The organism is Campylobacter sp. BCW_6468, assembly GCF_001762865.1.
Taxonomy (GTDB): Bacteria; Campylobacterota; Campylobacteria; order Campylobacterales; family Campylobacteraceae; genus Campylobacter_D; species Campylobacter_D jejuni.
In genome coordinates, this window is record NZ_MJXQ01000030.1 from 57,480 (window position 1) to 74,540 (window position 17,061).

Sequence of the window (17,061 nt, forward strand, 5' to 3'; positions counted from 1 at the left end):
ACTTACACAAAATCAATAGGATCAATATCCGCACTTGCATTTTTAAATTGCAAAATATAATTTTCAATTGCCACTAAAGCTTTATGATTTTCACTTCTAAGCAACAAATAAAAACGATATTTTCCATACAGCATTTCAACTCCACAAATTCCATAGCCTACCAATTCTACCTGTTTGATATTTCTAAATTGAGAAGCAAATTTTTCACAAAGTTTTTGTGCACTTTTTTGATCTTTATCTTCTATAAGAACTCTTAAAAGGCGTTTAAATGGGGGGTAAAGATCTTTTCTATTTTCTAACTCATCTTTTAAAAAAGCATCATAATTCTCTATATACCTTTCAAAAAAAGCTCTATTTTTTGTTTGCAAAAGTACTCTTGCTTCGCCTTTACGCCCTGCCCTGCCTGCAACTTGCATAGCTAAAGCTAAAGTTTCTTCACTCGCTCTAAAACTAGGACGCAACAAATATTCATCAAGCCCTAAAATCACACTCAAATCCACACTATGATAATCATGTCCTTTAGCAAGCATAGAAGTGCCAATAAGTATATCGATCTTATTTTCATTAAAGTTTTTTAAAATAGTATTAAGCTTTTTAACGCTTGTGATTTCATCGCTATCAAATTTTGCTATTTTTGCTAAAGGCAAAGCATTTTGCAAAAGCTCTAAAAGTTCAGCAGTCCCCATTTTTCTAGCTTCTAACATTTCTCCTTTGCAACTTGGACAATTTTGCTCTATTAAAGAAGTATAATTACAATAATGACATTTTAAAATATTTTTCTTTTTATGCATACTCATAGCAATAGAACAAAAAGGACATTTTATCGTTTCTCCACAATCCTTGCAAATGATTTGCCTAAAATTAGCCCTTGTAGGTAAAAACACTATAGCTTGTTTTTGATGTTTTAAACTTTTTTCTAATTCACTTAAAAGCATAGGTGTTATACCGAGCTCATTTTCATCATATAAAAAATGTTTTTTACTCTCAAAAAAAGTTCCTTTTAGTCTAAAACTTTTTTGTTTATAAAAGCTCGTTAAAGATGGGGTTGCAGAACCTAAAACCACTTTAATATTATTTTTTTGACCCAAAAAAAGTGCTAAATCTCTTGCATTGATAAAAGGCTGGTTAGAAGCCTTATAAGAATTATCGTGTTCTTCATCTACTACAATAAGTCCTAAATTTCTAAAAGGTAAAAACAAAGCCGATCTTGCACCCGCTACTAAAAGCACTTCTCCCTTGCAAAAACACTCTAAATATTCTTGCTTTTTTTTCTTTGAAATTTTAGAATGCCACAGGAAAAAATTATCCTTAAAATATACTTCTAAACGCTTTTGCATTTGTGGAGTAAGTGCGATTTCTGGCATCAAAAGTAAAGCTTGCTTACCCTGTTCTAAACACTCTTTTATTAAAGAAATATAAATTTCAGTCTTACCACTACCTGTGTCAGCAAAAAGCAAAGAATTATTTTCTTTTTGAAGAAAACTTAAGGCATTTTGTTGTTGATTGCTTAGCTTAGGGGTATCTTTAAAAAACATTTTTTGACATTCATACTTAGGACTAGTTTCAAAAAAACCCAAAACAAAACCAAGTTTTGAAGCATAATAATAAACAATAAAATTTGCCAATTCAAGTTGCAAAGGAGTTAGAAAATACTTTGTAATTTCTTTAATTTCTATAGTTTTAAAATCAGGTTTTTGACATTCTTTAAGTACGATGGCTTTAAGATTTTTTTTAGATTTTAAATCCACTAATACTTGTGTTAAAGGTTTGATTTCATCAAAACTATGAAAAGTTAAATTATCCAAATACAAACCACAAATTGCAAGTTCATAATATCTTATATCAGATCTTTGCATCTAGAACTTCCTATACATTTTAACAAACCTTCTTTAGAATCATAAATAAATTCAACCATCTCTTTAGCATTTAATGCAAATCTATAGTGATTTTTACCTATTTTTATCCAAGATTTAAAATCAGAATAAATAGGTGTATCAAGCAAAGAATAATCACAATCATTTAAACAATAAAAGAGTTTTTCTTTGGCTTGATTGTTTTGCGCATTATCTAAAATTTCTGGAAAATTTAAATTTTTAAGTCTCATTTGACTACGCATTAAAGCAAGAGCTGAGCTTAGCATTTCATAGTCCATTTTTAATTTTAAAATTTTAACCTCATCTTTTGTAGTATTGATAAAAGATAAAGATAAGCTTGACAAAATTCCCAAAATCAAAATCACAAAAACAAGCTCAAGCAGAGTAAAAGCTTTATTCATTTTGTCGGGAGTTCTTCATTGATTGCTTTTATTAGTTTCTTAAGTTCTCTTTCTAGAATATAATTTTCATAACTTTTTTTAACAAACGCATCTACAAAGCGTTTAAGTTCTATTTTTTTAGTACCCCCTGAAATCAAAGCGATATCATCTTCTAAAAAATTTGCAAATTCTTCACTGCACTTAACAATGAAATCTTTTGCATTAACATTAACAATGACTTGTTTTAGATTATCTGCCAAGAACAGCCTCTATTTTCTTATAAATATCTTCGCTTTCTATATTGCGAGATTTAAGTTCTTCTTCTAAACGCATGATTTGATTACTTTTTGCTTCATTTTGTGCTTTAACGCTTACAAGCTCATTTCTTAAAGCCTCATTGGCTTCGCAAACTTCGTTATACTTTTCAATTAATTCATTTACTTTATCTGTCATAGTATTGATTATTTTTTCATCAAACATATTTTTGCCTTCTTAAAAAATTTGTAATTTATGGAAAATATTATTTGATATTGTAGCAGAAAAAAATTTAAATTTAGGTTTTTATTGTCAATTAATTTTTAATTAAAGCATTTTCTTTTAAAATTTTTTCAAAAATAAAAATAAAGTAGAAAAATGTTAGAACTTACCAGCGAATTTAAACCTAGTCCTGATCAACAAGAAGCCATAAAAGGTATAGTAAAAAGTATAAAAAAAGGCAACAAATATCAAACCTTACTAGGCGTTACAGGAAGTGGAAAAACCTTTACCATGGCAAATGTCATTAAAGAACTTAATATGCCTACTCTTATCATGAGTCACAACAAAAGCCTTTGTGCACAACTTTATAGCGAATTTAAAGGCTTTTTTTCTAAAAATCATGTGGAATATTTTATATCTTATTATGATTATTATCAACCTGAAGCCTATATCCCACGCACTGATGTTTTCATAGAAAAAGACAGCTCCACTAATGAAGACTTAGAGCGTTTAAGACTGAGCGCTACTGCTTCTCTTTTAAGTTATGAAGATGTAGTTTGCATAGCTAGCGTTTCGGCAAATTATGGACTTGGTAATCCAAATGAATACATAGGCATGGTTTTAATCTTTGAACTAGGTATGCAAATTTCACAAAAAGAACTTTTAAAAAAACTTGTAGATATGGGTTATAAAAGAAATGATAATTTTTTTGATCGTGCAGATTTTAGAGTTCAAGGAGATATTATAGATATTTATCCAGCTTATTATGAAGATGAAGTAGTAAGACTTGAATTTTTTGGCGATGAGCTTGATGCTATGTATCATTACAATGTTTTAGAAAATAAAAAAGGTAAAGATTTAAAACGCTTCATACTCTATCCTACAAGCCAGTTTAGCGTGGGCGAAACAAGATTAAAACAAGCGATAAAAGACATAAAAGCAGAACTTAACGAACGCCTTGCTTATTTTGAACATGAAAATAAACTCGTAGAATATCAACGCCTTAAACAAAGGGTTGAATTTGATCTTGAAATGCTTACAAGCACAGGAATGTGTAAAGGAGTTGAAAACTATGCAAGGCATTTAACAGGGCTTAAAGAAGGTGATACTCCTTATACGCTTTTTGATTATTTTGCGATTAAAAATAGGAAATTTCTTGTTATAGTCGATGAAAGCCATGTATCTTTACCACAATTTAGAGGTATGTTTGCAGGAGATAGAAGCAGAAAACAAACCTTGGTAGATTATGGTTTTCGTTTGCCTTCAGCCTTGGATAATCGTCCTTTAATGTTTGATGAATTTATCCATAAAAATTGTCAATTTCTTTTTGTTTCAGCCACACCTGCACCTTTAGAACTTGAACTTAGCAAAGAAAACATCTTTCATCAAATCATGCGTCCTACGGGACTGCTTGATCCTTTAATAGAGTTAAAAGATAGTGATAATCAGGTTGAAATTTTATTTGATGAGGCTAAAAAAGTCATACAAAGGAATGAACGTGTTTTAGTGACTGTGCTAACTAAAAAACTCGCTGAAGAACTTACAAGGTATTATTTAGAGCTTGGTATAAAAGTCAAATACATGCACTCAGACATCGATGCTATAGAACGCAATGAAATCATAAGAGGTTTAAGAAGCGGTGCTTTTGATATGCTAATTGGCATTAACTTACTTAGAGAAGGACTAGATCTACCTGAAGTTTCACTCATTGCCATTATGGATGCAGATAAGGAAGGATTTTTAAGAAGCACTACAAGTTTAATCCAAACCATGGGAAGAGCAGCTAGAAATGTCAATGGTAAGGTTTTGCTTTTTTGCAAAAAAATCACAAAATCCATGCAAGAAGCTATGGATACCACCAATGAACGCCGCAAACTTCAAATGGCTTATAATAAAAAACACAATATCACGCCAACTTCAGTCAAACGCCATATTGAAGAGAGTTTGAAAAATGAAGAGGATTTAGGCGAAATTTATCGCAAAGGTAAAAAACTAGAAAAAATGCCTGCTAGCGAAAGAGCTAAACTTGTCAAAGAGTTAAGAAAACAAATGCTTGAAGCAGCTAAAGCACTTGAGTTTGAAAAAGCTGCTGCTATTAGAGATGAGATTAATAAATTAAGGGATTTATAATAAAAATATATCCCTTGTTCTAACTCCTGCCTCATTAAGTAAAGCACTTAAAATTTCATACTGAAAGTCTTGCAAGGGACGTTTTTCTTTTAAAACTATACCTATAACCCCTTTAGTTTTTTCCCATCTTCTATAGGTAAATACATAGCATTAGCATTAGGCAGGGTATTTGTACAAACACCTGCTCTTTCTTTATTTGTTGCAACCCATTGAGCAATAGCAATCTCATCAGCACTAAAACAATTTTTTAACATTTGCTTATCATCGTTAAAAAACAACAAAGGTTTCGATAAAATATTGTTTTTATTTATAGGATAAATAATAATAGGCAAATTTAATAATTTTAAAGCTTGATTTCCAAGTTGTTCCCAAAGCTCTTGTTTGCTTTTCACTCTTGCTAAATTTTCACTATTTTCAAGCAAAATAGCTGTTCTATAAGCTCTTTTAGTGAGTTCTTTAGATTGCAATTTTAATCTTCTAGTAAAAACAGCTGTTAAAAATCCAACTATAAACATGGTTGTAAAAGTAATAATATTTCCACTATCATGAACTTTAAGACTAAAAATAGGTTCTAAAAAGAAAAAATTATAAATCAAAACACTTACCAAAGAAGAATAAAAGGCGAAAATTTTATTATCAGAAATAAAAGAAGAAGCAAAAACTGCTAAAATAAAAATCATAACCATATTACTTGGCTGAGTATTAAATTTATGAAATACAAAAGCTATAAAAGTTGCTAAAAGCAAAACTCCTGTGATTTTTAAAAAACCTAAAAAATCAAAACCTTTTTTACTTCGTATTTTAGGAGTAGAAATTTGATTTTCATTAACAAGATATAAATCAATATTGGGTGCTTTTTTAGCAACAGCTTCAAAAATCTCTTCTTTAAACTTTTTTTATCTTTATTTTTACCTAAAACAATTTTAGAAACATTGCTAAGACTTGAATACTCTGCAATTTGTCTTGCTATATCATCATATACGCTAATGATTTCAGCATCAAAACTTTTAGCTAGTTCTATATTTTCTTCTAAGGCTTTTTCTTCTTTAATATTGGGATTTTTTATATAAAGCGCACTCAATTTAGCATGAAAAGCTAAAGCAAGTCTTGCAGCCGCACGAATAACCTTTGCATTTGAAGCATTAATACAAACTAAAATATGCTCTCCAGTATGATAAGCTAAATCATCATTAATAAGCCTTTGTTTACTTGCTCTTAAATTCACTCTTGAAGCAAGTCTTCTTAAGGCAATCTCACGCAAAGCTATAAGTCTTTCTTGGCGAAAGAAATTTTCAAGTGCTAGTTTGGCTTGTTTTTCCTTATAAATTTTACCATCTTGCATTCTTTTTAAAAGCTTATTAGGTTCAATATCAACAAGTTCAACCTGATCAGCCTCATCAAAAATACGATCAGGAATACGCTCTTTAACTTCTATCTTACTGATATTAGCGACTAAATCATTTAAACTTTCTAAATGCTGTATATTTAAAGTAGTATAAACATCAATCCCTGCTTTTAGAAGTTCTTCTATATCTTGAAAACGCTTTTCATTACGCAAGCCTTTAGCATTAGTGTGTGCAAGCTCATCTACCAAAACCAAAGCAGGCTTTCTCTTAAGGGTAGCGTCTAAATCAAATTCTTTTAATACTATATTTTTATAAGGGATTTCAAGATTAGCTATGCTTTCAAAACCTTGTGTTAAAGCCATTGTTTCAGGTCTATCGTGAGGCTCTATATAGCCTAAAACAACATCAATTCCATTATCCCTTAAAGTTCTAGCTTCACTTAACATAGCATAAGTTTTTCCAGAACCTGCAGCATAACCTAAGAAGATTTTTAATTTTGCAAGTTTGTTTTTTTTCTTCTTCCTTGGCTTTAACCTCAAGTTTTTTAAGAATTTGTTCAGGACTTTGTCTTTGCATGTTTATTCTTTTTTCATGGCTTTAGCAATAGCTATAAACATTAACCTTTTCTTCCCCAAAAATCCCTAAAAATTTAGACTCGGTATTTTCTTGAATGATTTTTTCTAGTTCTTCTTTGGTGATTTTTGAAGATTGACTTATCCTAGGAATTTGTACTAGGGCTGCTTGAAGACTGATATGAGGATCAAGACCTGATCCTGAAGCACTTAATAAATCCAAAGGAATTTGTTCTTTTGTAATTTGCGGATTTTCATCTAAAAATTTTTGCAAATCTTTTTGCACACGCTCTTTTAAAGCAGGATTTGACATAGCATAATTAAATCCACCTGAACTTACACTGCTTTCATTTGTATCGCTTGTATTGTAATTTGACACAGATGTTCTTGAATGTAGAAAATAAGGTTTATTAAAATCTTGACCCAAAAGCTTTGAACCTACCGCTTTGCTTACATCCAAATTCGGACGACCTTCTTTATCTACTAAACTTCCACTTGATTGATAAGGAAAAATAAATTTTGCAACTGTATTTAAAGCAAAAGGATAAACAAGAGTACACAATATTAGCATTACCACAAAAAAACTAAGCAAAGTTCTAAGCATATCACACTCCTAAAATTCTAAGTATCCAAGCTATAGGAATATCAATTATTTTTATCCCTATAAAAGGTGCGATCATACCACCCAAACCATAAATACTTAAATTTCTTAAAAGCAAATGCTCGCTTTTCATAGGCTTAAATTTAACTCCACGCATAGCAATAGGTATGAGCAAAGGTATAATAATAGCATTAAAAATAAGTGCTGATAAAATAGCGCTTTGCGGGGTAGCTAAATGCATAATATTTAAAATTTGCATTTGAGGTAAAACCACACTAAACATAGCAGGTAAAATAGCAAAATACTTAGCAATATCATTTGCCATACTAAAAGTTGTAAGACTGCCTCTAGTAATAAGCAAACCTTTTCCTATTTCAACTACTTCTAAAATTTTAGTAGGATTAGAATCAAGATCTATCATATTGGCTGCTTCTTTGGCTGCTTGAGTTCCTGAGTTCATAGCTATACCTACATCAGCTTGTGCAAGAGCTGGAGCATCATTGGTTCCATCTCCTGTCATGGCTACTATCTTACCTTGGGCTTGTTCTTTTTTAATAGCTTCTATTTTATCTTCAGGCTTGCATTCTGCTATAAATCCATCAAGCCCTGCTTCTTTGGCTATAGTAGCTGCTGTTAAAGGATTATCTCCGGTACACATTAAAGTTTTTATGCCCATTTTTCTAAGCTCATCAAAGCGCTCTTTAAGTCCTGGTTTTACTGTATCCTTTAGATAAATCACTCCTAAAATTTTTTCATTTTTACACACTACCAAAGGAGTACCACCAAGATTTGAAATTTCCATTACCTTAGTTTCTAAATCGCTAGGAATTTTTCCATTCATTTCGCTTATATAAGCTCTTATAGCATCAAAAGCACCTTTGCGAATTTTTATATTATCTTGCAAATCCACACCACTCATTCTATTTTGAGCGCTAAATTCGATAAATTCTTTAATATCATTACCTTCTAATTCATAACCCATTTTTTAAGCCAATGCAACTATGCTTTTACCTTCTGGAGTTTCATCTTTTAAAGAGGATAAAACACAAGCTTTAATCATTTTTTCTTTACTTATACCTTGGACTTCATAAAATTCATTTGCCAAACGGTTTCCAAAAGTAATCGTTCCTGTTTTATCTAAAATCATAGTATCAACATCACCACAACTTTCAACAGCCTTGCCTGAAAGTGCGATCACATTAAAACGCGTTACCCTGTCCATACCTGCTATTCCTATAGCTGATAAAAGCCCCCCCCCTATAGTTGTAGGAATAAGACATACAAGCAATGCTACTAACCATGAAATAGGCAAACTCACGCCTAAAAATTGTATAAAAGGATATAAACTTACAACCACCACCAAAAAACTCAAACTAAGTGCAATTAAAAGAGTATTAAGAGCAATTTCATTTGGAGTTTTTTGACGCGCAGCACCTTCTACAAGATTGATCATTTTATCTAAAAAACTTTCCCCAGCTCCAACTAAAATTTTAATCTTTAAAAAATCAGTTAAAACCGTAGTCCCACCTGTAACAGAAGAAAAATCACCGCCCGCTTCACGCATAACAGGTGCACTTTCACCTGTAATAGCTGATTCATCAACACTTGCAGCACCTTCTATAATTTCTCCATCATTAGGTATAAGTTCACCTGCTTTAACTAAAACTATATCACCTATTTTTAACTCGCTAGAATTAAGCATTTCTTCACTGCCATCACTTTTTATGCGTCTAGCTTTAGAATCCTTTTTGCTTTGTCTTAAGGTAGCTGCTTGGGCTTTACCCCTTCCTTCTGCAATACTTTCTGCAAAATTTGCAAAAAGCAAGATTATAAATAAAATAAAAGTGATTAAGATGTTATAAATTCTTTCATCAGAATTTCCATTAAATAAAGTAGGAAAAATACTTAAAATCAAAGTAAGAATCGATCCAACTTCCACCATAAACATAACAGGATTTTTTACCATCAAGCGTGGATCAAATTTTAAAAATGCTCCTTTTTTTATGGCATTATTTAAAATTTCTTTTGTAATGAGTTTATTTTGTTTTTTAGACATTGACTCTCCTTAATGCCATAAAGATAAATATTCTGCAACGCTTGATAAAGTAAGCACTGGAAAAAAAGTAAGTGCAGCAAAAATATATATAATACAAACAAGCACAAACATAAAAGTTAAATTATCCGTTTTTAAAGAATTTGCAGTATTTTCTTGTGTATTTTTAGCCAAAAGCGATCCAGCTATAGCAAGCTGAGCTATTAAAACCAAATAACGCCCACAAAACATAGCAAAAGCTGTGCTTAAATTCCAAAATAAATTATCATCTTTTAAACCTTCAAGTCCTGAACCATTATTTGCTGCCGAAGAACTAAATTCATACAAAATTTGAGCCAAGTCATGAAAGCTAGGATTGCTTATACTATCTTTTGCAAAAACAACAGCTAATGCACTTAAAACAAGGATTAATAAAGGATGGATAAGAATTACCAAAGCTATAAGCTTCATTTGTGCGCTTTCTATTTTTTTACCCAAGAATTCTGGAGTTCTACCTATCATTAATGCACAAATAAACACGGTTAAAAGCACATAAATAATCATATTCATAAGCCCTACTCCTTCGCCACCGAAAGCTATATTTAGCATCATATTTAGCAAAGTAGCACTGATACTTAATGGATTTAAACTATCGTGCATATTATTGACGCTTCCTGTAGTAAAAGCGGTAGTTACAGCACTAAATAAACTCGAACCATCTGTGCCAAATCTTATTTCTTTACCTTCCAAATTTCCCAAATTTGCATTTAAACCCAAAAAATCCAAATTTGGATTTGACATTTTTTCGCTAAAATAAATTAAAAGCAAAGAAATGATAAAAATAATCCCCATTGCACCAAAAATAACTCCCCCTTCTTTTCCCATAAGAGCAAAACCTTGTCTTTCTTTTCTATGATAAACCATCAATCCAAAAGCTACAACACAGGCACTAGGAATAAGCATCATGGATAAAATTTGCAAAAAATTTGTAAGTAAAGTAGGATTTTCAAAAGGCATGCTTGAATTAGCACCAAAAAAACCACCCCCATTTGTCCCTAAATGTTTTATAGACTCAAGAGCTGCAACAGGACCTGTGGCAATGCTTTGAAATTTATTTTCTAAAGTAAGCACGCTAAAATTTGCGTGATAATTTTGCACCACGCCTTCAGAGATAAAAATTACAGCCAAAATAAAACCTAAAGGCAACATCAAACGCGTAATAATACGCGTAAAATCTTCATAAAATTTCCCATTTGCATACTACATAAAGCACGACAAAAAGCCATACAAGCAGAATATCCACTTGCGCTTGAAACAAACATAGCAAGTAAAATGCCTGTATTTTGCGAAAGCAAACTTAAAGCACTCTCTCCACTATAATGCTGAAGGTTTGTATTTGTAATAAAACTAATTACAGTATTTAAATTCAAATCCCCTTTCATAGAATTTATCGAATTGGGATTTAAAAAAAGTTTATCTTGCAAATAAAAAATCACGAAAGAAAAAATAGCCACTAAGGCATTAAAAGCAATTAAATGCAAAGAATAATTTTTGCCAAGTCATATTTTTTCTATCAATTGCACAAATTTTATAAATTAAGTTATCAATTGGATTAAAAATAAAATCAAAAATAGTTTTTTTACAGCTTGCAATTTTATAAAGATAGTTTCCAAAAATTAAAGCCGATATAAAAGCTATAATCAGTGTTATTAAAATTTCTAGCATATTTTTCCTTTAAAATTTTTCAGGATATAATAGAGCATAAAATAAATAAAGAGCAAGTATTAAGCTTAAAACTAGTAAAAATATCATCCGCTTGTCCTAGTTTGAATTTCACAAAAATGGATAAAAAACCATAAACTACCAAAAGCTAAAAGTAGAAGCAAAGCAAAGATAACATCCATAGAATAGCCCTTTCTCATTGATTCAAAATAGGATTTATCCTATCCTTGTTAAGCTTATATTTTGATTAATACTAATTTTATGATTTATTTATAATTTTTATCTATATTAAATAAAAAGACAAATGAAGAATTTAGCAGGAAAAATCCTGCTAAAAATTGTTAAAGATAACCCGCTGCCATAGCGATAAAATATCCTGCTATACAAGAAGTGATTACACCTATAAGACCTGGTAAAATAAAACTATGATTGATAACAAATTTACCGATGTGAGTAGTACCTGATCTGTCAAATTGTATAGTAGCCAAATCGCTTGGATAAGTTGGTAAAATATAATATCCATAACAAGCAGCCGCAAAAGCAACAATCACACCAGGTTCAACACCAATTCCTAAAGCCAAAGGAACAAAAGCCGAAATAGCCGCTGCTTGAGAGTTTACAAATTTTGAAATTAAAAGAAGCATTACAGCATAAGTCCAAGGATGCTCTTTTACTATATCTCCAAGCGCTGCTTTCATCATAGGAGTGTGAACTGCAAACATAGTATCAGCCATCCAAGAAATTCCAAAAACCGCAACAAGTGCTATCATACCTGATTTAAAAATTTCATTAGAGCCGATTTTTTTAGTTTCTGTTTTAGTAAAGATGATAATCAAAGAACCTGCTAAAAGCATAAACATCTGAATAACTGAAACCATGGATAAAACATCCATTTTAGGATTGCCTAAAGCATCTACTTGAGGAATGCCATTTTTTACCACTTGACCCCAATTTGGTCTTAGATTATCAAACACACCAAGCAAAGCCACTAAAGCAATAGCACCTAAGAAAATCCACATTGCAACCCAATCGCTTTTTGGAAGTTTAACACCTAAAAGTGTTTTAGAATCCCCATAAACATATTTTTTAAATTCAGGATCTTTAAGTTTTTCTTGAAATACCTCATCTTTATCCAAATCTTTTCCTCTAAACCAAGAAAAAATTCCTATACACAATACACCAAATAATGTACTAGGTATGGTAATTTGAAGAAGATTAATATAACCATCAAAACCTGCTAATTTATGATTAGCATTTAAAAGCAAAGCAGTCAAACTCACAACAGCCACAGATACAGGAGATGCAATAATACCCATTTGTGACGATATAGAAGCTGCCGCCATTGGACGCTCAGGACGAATACCGTTTTTAATCGCTATATCATAAATAATAGGCATAATAGTATAAACCACATGTCCTGTTCCACAAAGTATAGTCAAAAAGCAGGTTACAAAAGGCGCTAATATTGTTAAAAACTTAGGATTGCGTCTTAAAATTCTTTCTGCTATTTGAAGCATAACATCCAAACCACCGCTTGCTTGCAAAGTTGCACTCGCAACCACTACCGCTAAAATTGTAAGCATAACATCTATGGCTGGTTTTCCAGGCTTTATATGAAAAGCAAATACAAGCATTAAAATACCTATACCACCAAGTAAACCAAGCGCTATGCCGCCTTTTTTTGCACCGTAAAAAAGACAAATTAAAACGATAATGATTTGGATTGCAAATTGCCCTCCCTCACTAAGGCCTGTTAAAAAGTCCATTTTAACTCCTTTGAAAATTAATATTTAAAAACAGTTATTATTGTATCACATTTTTAAATTAAAGAATAATATTTCTAAAAATAAAACAATAATTTTTTATATTATTTAAATTAAATTTAAATATAAAACAAAAGTGTAATGGGTTTGATAGATTGATAGAATTTTATCCTTCAAGTTCATATAATTTTTTTCTATCTGTAGAGCTTGCTATATTAAGATGTTTGCGATATTTTGTAATAGTTCTTCGCCCTATATCGACTTTAAATTCTTCTTTGATTAATTCTAAAATTTTACTATCACTTAAAGGTTTATTTCGATCTTCATTCTTTACCAAATTTGCTACAAATTCTTTAACACCTACATTTGAAGTCTCTCCCTCTTCATCAAGAGCAAAAGCAAAAAAATCACGCAAAGGGATAAGTCCTCTTTCACAACTTAAATATTTATTTGCCACAGCTCTTGATATAGTCGAAGCATTGCGTTCTAAATCAAGTGCTAAATCCTTAAAAGTCATAGGTTTTATCTCTTTTCCCATAAAAAAATCATATTGATATTCTACTATCATAAGCCCTATTTTATAAAGAGTAGCTTTTCTCATCGCTAAAGCATCAACTAAATTTTTTGCTTCTTTGATGTAATGACTTAAAAAATCATGCTCTAAACCATCAGTTTGGATTGAAATTTCAGGATAATAATCATCATTGATTTTTACTTTAATTTCACCATTTTCTTTATAAACAAAAATATCAGGAACAATTATACGAGAATCTTCAAAATATTCCAAAAAAGGGGGAGTGCTAAAGCGCTTAAGTACAGCTAATGCTTCTTTATATAAAGGCTCTTTGGTATAGTTTTGTATATTTTCAAAATCCATAATCAACATTCTACAAAACTCATCAATATCTTCATCTAACTCCATATTTTCAAGAGCAAATAAAAATGCTTCTTTATAATCTTTAGCTCCCACTCCTGTAGGATCTAAAAATTTAAATCTTGCTCTTACTCGCTCAATTTCTTCCAAAGAATACTCTTTTAAAAATTCTTCATCGTGTTCAAAATATCCCTCCTCATTTAAGCATTCTATAATTTTTTTTGCAAGTTCTTGAGATTTGCTTGTAGGAAACAAAGGAGGAAGAATCTGTTCATTTAAAAGCTCATAAACACTTTTTTTGGCAAGTCCTTTACTATCCACAAAAGCCGAATTTACATTATGTTTATAAAATGAATCAAAATAATTCTTACCCTTATCATGAGTTTGTATCGAATCTTGAACATTTAAGAAAGGATTATCCTCAGCAAATTTATCTAAATTTTCTTTTAAATCCTCTATATTTGCTTGTAAAATAGGCAACCAAGAGCGTAAAGTTTGAGAAATTTTAGTCTTGGGCGCTTGGGTGATTTTTTGCTTTAACATCAATCAAGGAGTTTAAACTCCGCTCCTAAATAATACTTTTTCACGTCTTTATTGGTTGCAATTTCATCAGCATTCCCACTAGCAAGTAAAGAACCTGATCTTATAACATAAGCTCTATCACAAATAGCCAAAGTCTCACGCACATTATGATCGGTAATTAAAACCCCAATTCCTAATCTTTTAAGCTCTTTAATTAAAGTTTGAATTTCAGCTACTGCTATAGGATCAACACCTGCAAAAGGCTCATCAAGAAGCAAAAACTTAGGTTCACACATCAAACTTCGAGCGATCTCACAACGCCTTCTTTCGCCTCCACTTAAACTTAAACCTTTCCTTAAACGAATAGGTTCTATACTTAAAAGTTCAAGCATTTGCTCAACTTTATCATGTAAAATTTTTTTATCTTTATAAAAAATCTGAGCCGCTAAAAGCAGGTTATCTTCTACACTTAAATCCTTAAAAATACTACTTTCTTGAGGTAAATAACCTATCCCTGATCGAGCTCTTTTATTTAAAGGATCTTTTGTCACATCTAAACCATCTAAAAGAACTTTTCCACTACTTGGAGAAATAAGTCCACATATCATATAAAAAGTTGTTGTTTTTCCTGCACCATTTGGCCCTAAAAGTCCTACAACTTCTCCGCTATTAACCTCCAAAGAAATTCCATGTATAATCTTAGTTTTTTTAATAATTTTTTCCAAATTTACAATTTCTAATTTACTCATAAATTTCATACTTTCTTTTGTCATCTTTAATGCTAATTTTAATCTGGATAGTAGAAATTCCAAATTTCATTAAAGTTTTTTTCAAATTTTCACCGCCCCATTCAACCAAATGCAAACCTTTTTCAAAAAAATTTTCAAATAAACCATTCGCTAAAAGTCCTTCTAAACCTTCTTGATAAATATCATAATGATAAATGCAAATATCATGATTTTCATATCTTTGCATAATGGAAAAAGTTGGAGAATCCACCCTTGCATCAAGACCAAGAAATTTAACCCAAGCTTGCACTAAGCTTGTTTTTCCGCTAGCCAAATCTCCTTGAAGCAAAACAACACCTTCTTTAGGCATTATTTGAAGCATCGTTTTGATCTCATTTTTTGCTAAAATAAATTCTTTCATAATTTTACCACATATTCATTTTGTGCGTTTTTAGGAATGCTTTTCGTACTAGGTAGAGCTAGCACTTTATATTTTTGAGTGTATTCAGTAAAATGTAAAGTGATAATATCACCTACCTTAACCTCTTTACTCGCCTTAACAATAACGCCATTAATCCCCACTACACCACTTTTACACATATCTTCAGAAATAGCTCTTCTTTTCGTGATATTAACTACATTTAAAAATTTATCTACTCTCATAAAAGCAATTTTAGCAAAAAAAATCAATTTTTGGAACAAAATTTGCTTACGCCTTTGCTTTATTTTTTTAAGAAAATAGCAAGTAAAAACTTTTCTTTAATGAAATTTGGATACAATTTTACAATTTTCAAATCTATTTTAACAAAGGATATCTTATGAAAAATGAAGTAAAAAAAGTAGTTTTAGCGTATTCTGGGGGGCTTGATACGAGCATTATTTTAAAATGGCTTCAAGATGAGTATAATTGTGAAGTTGTAACTTTTACAGCAGATATTGGTCAAGGTGAAGAACTCGAACCTGCAAGAAAAAAAGCCCTTTCTTTAGGCATAAAAGAAGAAAATATTTTCATTAAAGATTTAAGAGATGAATTTGTTAAAGATTATGTATTTCCTATGTTTAGAGCCAATGCGATTTATGAAGGAGAATATCTTTTAGGAACAAGTATAGCAAGACCACTTATAGCAAAAACTCAAGCACAAATCGCCCTGCAAACAGGTGCTGATGCAGTAAGTCATGGTGCCACAGGTAAAGGAAATGATCAAGTGCGTTTTGAACTTGGTTATCTTGCTTTTAATCCCGATTTAAAAATCATCGCTCCATGGCGTGAGTGGGATTTAAACAGTCGTGAAAAACTCCTTACTTATGCACAAAAACACGGTATTGATATTTCTAAGAAAAAAGGAAAATCCCCTTATTCTATGGACGCAAATTTACTTCATATTTCTTACGAAGGACTTGTCTTAGAAGATCCTGCACGCGCACCTGAAGAAGATATGTGGAGATGGAGTAAAAGCCCAAAAGATGCTCCAAATGAAAGTGAAATTATAGAACTTGATTTCCAAAAAGGAGATTTAGTAGCGATAAATGGAGAAAAACTAAGTCCTGCAGGACTTTTAACCAAACTTAACGAACTAGGCTGCAAACACGGTATAGGACGCCTTGATATAGTAGAAAATCGCTATGTAGGTATGAAAAGCCGTGGTTGTTACGAAACTCCAGGCGGTACCATACTTTTAAAAGCACACAGAGCGCTTGAAAGCATCACGCTTGATAGAGAAGCAGCACACTTAAAAGATGAACTCATGCCAAAATACGCAAGTTTAATTTACAATGGCTATTGGTTCTCGCCTGAAAGAATGATGCTTCAAGCCTTAATCGATGAGTCTCAAATTCACGCCAATGGCAGAGTAAAACTCGAGCTTTATAAAGGCAATGTGATAGTTATAGGACGCGAAAGTTCGAACGATAGCTTGTTTAACGCAGCTTATTGTACTTTTGAAGAAGATGAAGTGTATAATCAAAAAGACGCAGCAGGCTTTATCAAGCTTAATGCTTTGCGTTTTATCATCGCAGGAAAAAATGGAAGAAAATTTTAAT

General features: G+C 31.4%; 17 protein-coding genes and 2 pseudogenes. 2 read left to right on the plus strand and 17 right to left on the minus strand.

The features are described from left to right. Nucleotides 1–2 precede the first annotated feature (2 nt). From AJ889_RS03070 to AJ889_RS03085, 4 genes are read right to left on the minus strand one after another with little or no spacing between them, the layout of a single operon-like run. Nucleotides 3–1,856, minus strand: a complete 1,854-nt coding sequence (locus tag AJ889_RS03070) for a primosomal protein N' (RefSeq protein ID WP_074484734.1) — start codon at nucleotides 1,854–1,856, stop codon at nucleotides 3–5. Further along, nucleotides 1,838–2,275, minus strand: coding sequence for a prepilin-type N-terminal cleavage/methylation domain-containing protein (locus tag AJ889_RS03075; protein ID WP_002852324.1), 438 nt, complete (start codon nucleotides 2,273–2,275; stop codon nucleotides 1,838–1,840). The genes AJ889_RS03070 and AJ889_RS03075 overlap by 19 nt, the downstream gene beginning before the upstream one ends. Continuing rightward, entirely contained in the window at nucleotides 2,272–2,514 is a 243-nt protein-coding gene (locus AJ889_RS03080) for a hypothetical protein (RefSeq protein ID WP_002854947.1), read from the minus strand. Before AJ889_RS03080 ends, AJ889_RS03075 begins: the two co-directional genes overlap by 4 nt. Beyond that, nucleotides 2,504–2,734, minus strand: a complete 231-nt coding sequence (locus tag AJ889_RS03085; RefSeq protein ID WP_002852327.1) for a hypothetical protein — start codon at nucleotides 2,732–2,734, stop codon at nucleotides 2,504–2,506. Before AJ889_RS03085 ends, AJ889_RS03080 begins: the two co-directional genes overlap by 11 nt. A 153-nt stretch (nucleotides 2,735–2,887) precedes the next feature. Between AJ889_RS03085 and uvrB the strand changes: the two genes are divergently transcribed. Further along, nucleotides 2,888–4,861, plus strand: coding sequence for an excinuclease ABC subunit UvrB (gene uvrB, locus AJ889_RS03090; RefSeq protein ID WP_032584670.1), 1,974 nt, complete (start codon nucleotides 2,888–2,890; stop codon nucleotides 4,859–4,861). 101 nt (nucleotides 4,862–4,962) lie between these two features. On the opposite strand, the gene AJ889_RS09585 is transcribed toward uvrB, so the two are convergent. From AJ889_RS09585 to AJ889_RS03145, 13 genes and pseudogenes are all read right to left on the minus strand, one after another. Then, complete coding sequence (locus AJ889_RS09585; RefSeq protein ID WP_079261384.1) at nucleotides 4,963–5,607, minus strand: DUF4118 domain-containing protein; 645 nt, start codon at nucleotides 5,605–5,607, stop codon at nucleotides 4,963–4,965. Nucleotides 5,608–5,630: 23 nt separating this feature from the next. After that, complete coding sequence (locus tag AJ889_RS09590; RefSeq protein ID WP_224326895.1) at nucleotides 5,631–6,746, minus strand: sensor histidine kinase KdpD; 1,116 nt, start codon at nucleotides 6,744–6,746, stop codon at nucleotides 5,631–5,633. 58 nt (nucleotides 6,747–6,804) lie between these two features. Beyond that, a complete protein-coding gene (locus tag AJ889_RS03100) occupies nucleotides 6,805–7,383 on the minus strand; it encodes a potassium-transporting ATPase subunit C (RefSeq protein WP_044278543.1) in 579 nt (192 codons plus the stop codon). 1 nt (nucleotide 7,384) lies between these two features. Beyond that, a pseudogene (gene kdpB / locus AJ889_RS03105) lies at nucleotides 7,385–9,436 on the minus strand (potassium-transporting ATPase subunit KdpB). A 9-nt stretch (nucleotides 9,437–9,445) separates the two neighbouring features. Next, entirely contained in the window at nucleotides 9,446–10,621 is a 1,176-nt protein-coding gene (gene kdpA, locus AJ889_RS03110; protein ID WP_070293248.1) for a potassium-transporting ATPase subunit KdpA, read from the minus strand. After that, nucleotides 10,621–10,953, minus strand: coding sequence for a potassium-transporting ATPase subunit KdpA (locus tag AJ889_RS09595; RefSeq protein WP_215424921.1), 333 nt, complete (start codon nucleotides 10,951–10,953; stop codon nucleotides 10,621–10,623). The genes kdpA and AJ889_RS09595 overlap by 1 nt, the downstream gene beginning before the upstream one ends. Then, nucleotides 10,934–11,137 (minus strand): potassium-transporting ATPase subunit KdpA, encoded by a 204-nt coding sequence (locus AJ889_RS09600; protein WP_032584672.1) that lies wholly within the window; start codon nucleotides 11,135–11,137, stop codon nucleotides 10,934–10,936. Before AJ889_RS09600 ends, AJ889_RS09595 begins: the two co-directional genes overlap by 20 nt. Nucleotides 11,138–11,146: 9 nt before the next feature. After that, a pseudogene (gene kdpF, locus AJ889_RS09155) lies at nucleotides 11,147–11,334 on the minus strand (K(+)-transporting ATPase subunit F). A 141-nt stretch (nucleotides 11,335–11,475) separates the two neighbouring features. Next, complete coding sequence (locus AJ889_RS03125; protein WP_070293250.1) at nucleotides 11,476–12,900, minus strand: anaerobic C4-dicarboxylate transporter; 1,425 nt, start codon at nucleotides 12,898–12,900, stop codon at nucleotides 11,476–11,478. Nucleotides 12,901–13,063: 163 nt separating this feature from the next. Then, on the minus strand, nucleotides 13,064–14,314 hold the full coding sequence (locus AJ889_RS03130; RefSeq protein WP_002869812.1) for an RNA polymerase factor sigma-54: 1,251 nt from the start codon (nucleotides 14,312–14,314) through the stop codon (nucleotides 13,064–13,066). After that, entirely contained in the window at nucleotides 14,314–15,042 is a 729-nt protein-coding gene (gene lptB, locus AJ889_RS03135) for an LPS export ABC transporter ATP-binding protein (RefSeq protein ID WP_002855252.1), read from the minus strand. Before lptB ends, AJ889_RS03130 begins: the two co-directional genes overlap by 1 nt. Beyond that, nucleotides 15,035–15,442 (minus strand): tRNA (adenosine(37)-N6)-threonylcarbamoyltransferase complex ATPase subunit type 1 TsaE, encoded by a 408-nt coding sequence (tsaE, locus tag AJ889_RS03140; protein WP_002867644.1) that lies wholly within the window; start codon nucleotides 15,440–15,442, stop codon nucleotides 15,035–15,037. The genes lptB and tsaE overlap by 8 nt, the downstream gene beginning before the upstream one ends. After that, on the minus strand, nucleotides 15,439–15,684 hold the full coding sequence (locus AJ889_RS03145) for an RNA-binding S4 domain-containing protein (RefSeq protein WP_002864726.1): 246 nt from the start codon (nucleotides 15,682–15,684) through the stop codon (nucleotides 15,439–15,441). Before AJ889_RS03145 ends, tsaE begins: the two co-directional genes overlap by 4 nt. A 155-nt stretch (nucleotides 15,685–15,839) precedes the next feature. Between AJ889_RS03145 and AJ889_RS03150 the strand changes: the two genes are divergently transcribed. Beyond that, the gene (locus tag AJ889_RS03150; RefSeq protein ID WP_002935099.1) at nucleotides 15,840–17,060 is read left to right on the plus strand and encodes an argininosuccinate synthase; all 1,221 of its coding nucleotides are present in this window, start codon (nucleotides 15,840–15,842) and stop codon (nucleotides 17,058–17,060) included. The last annotated feature ends 1 nt before the right edge of the window (nucleotide 17,061 follow it).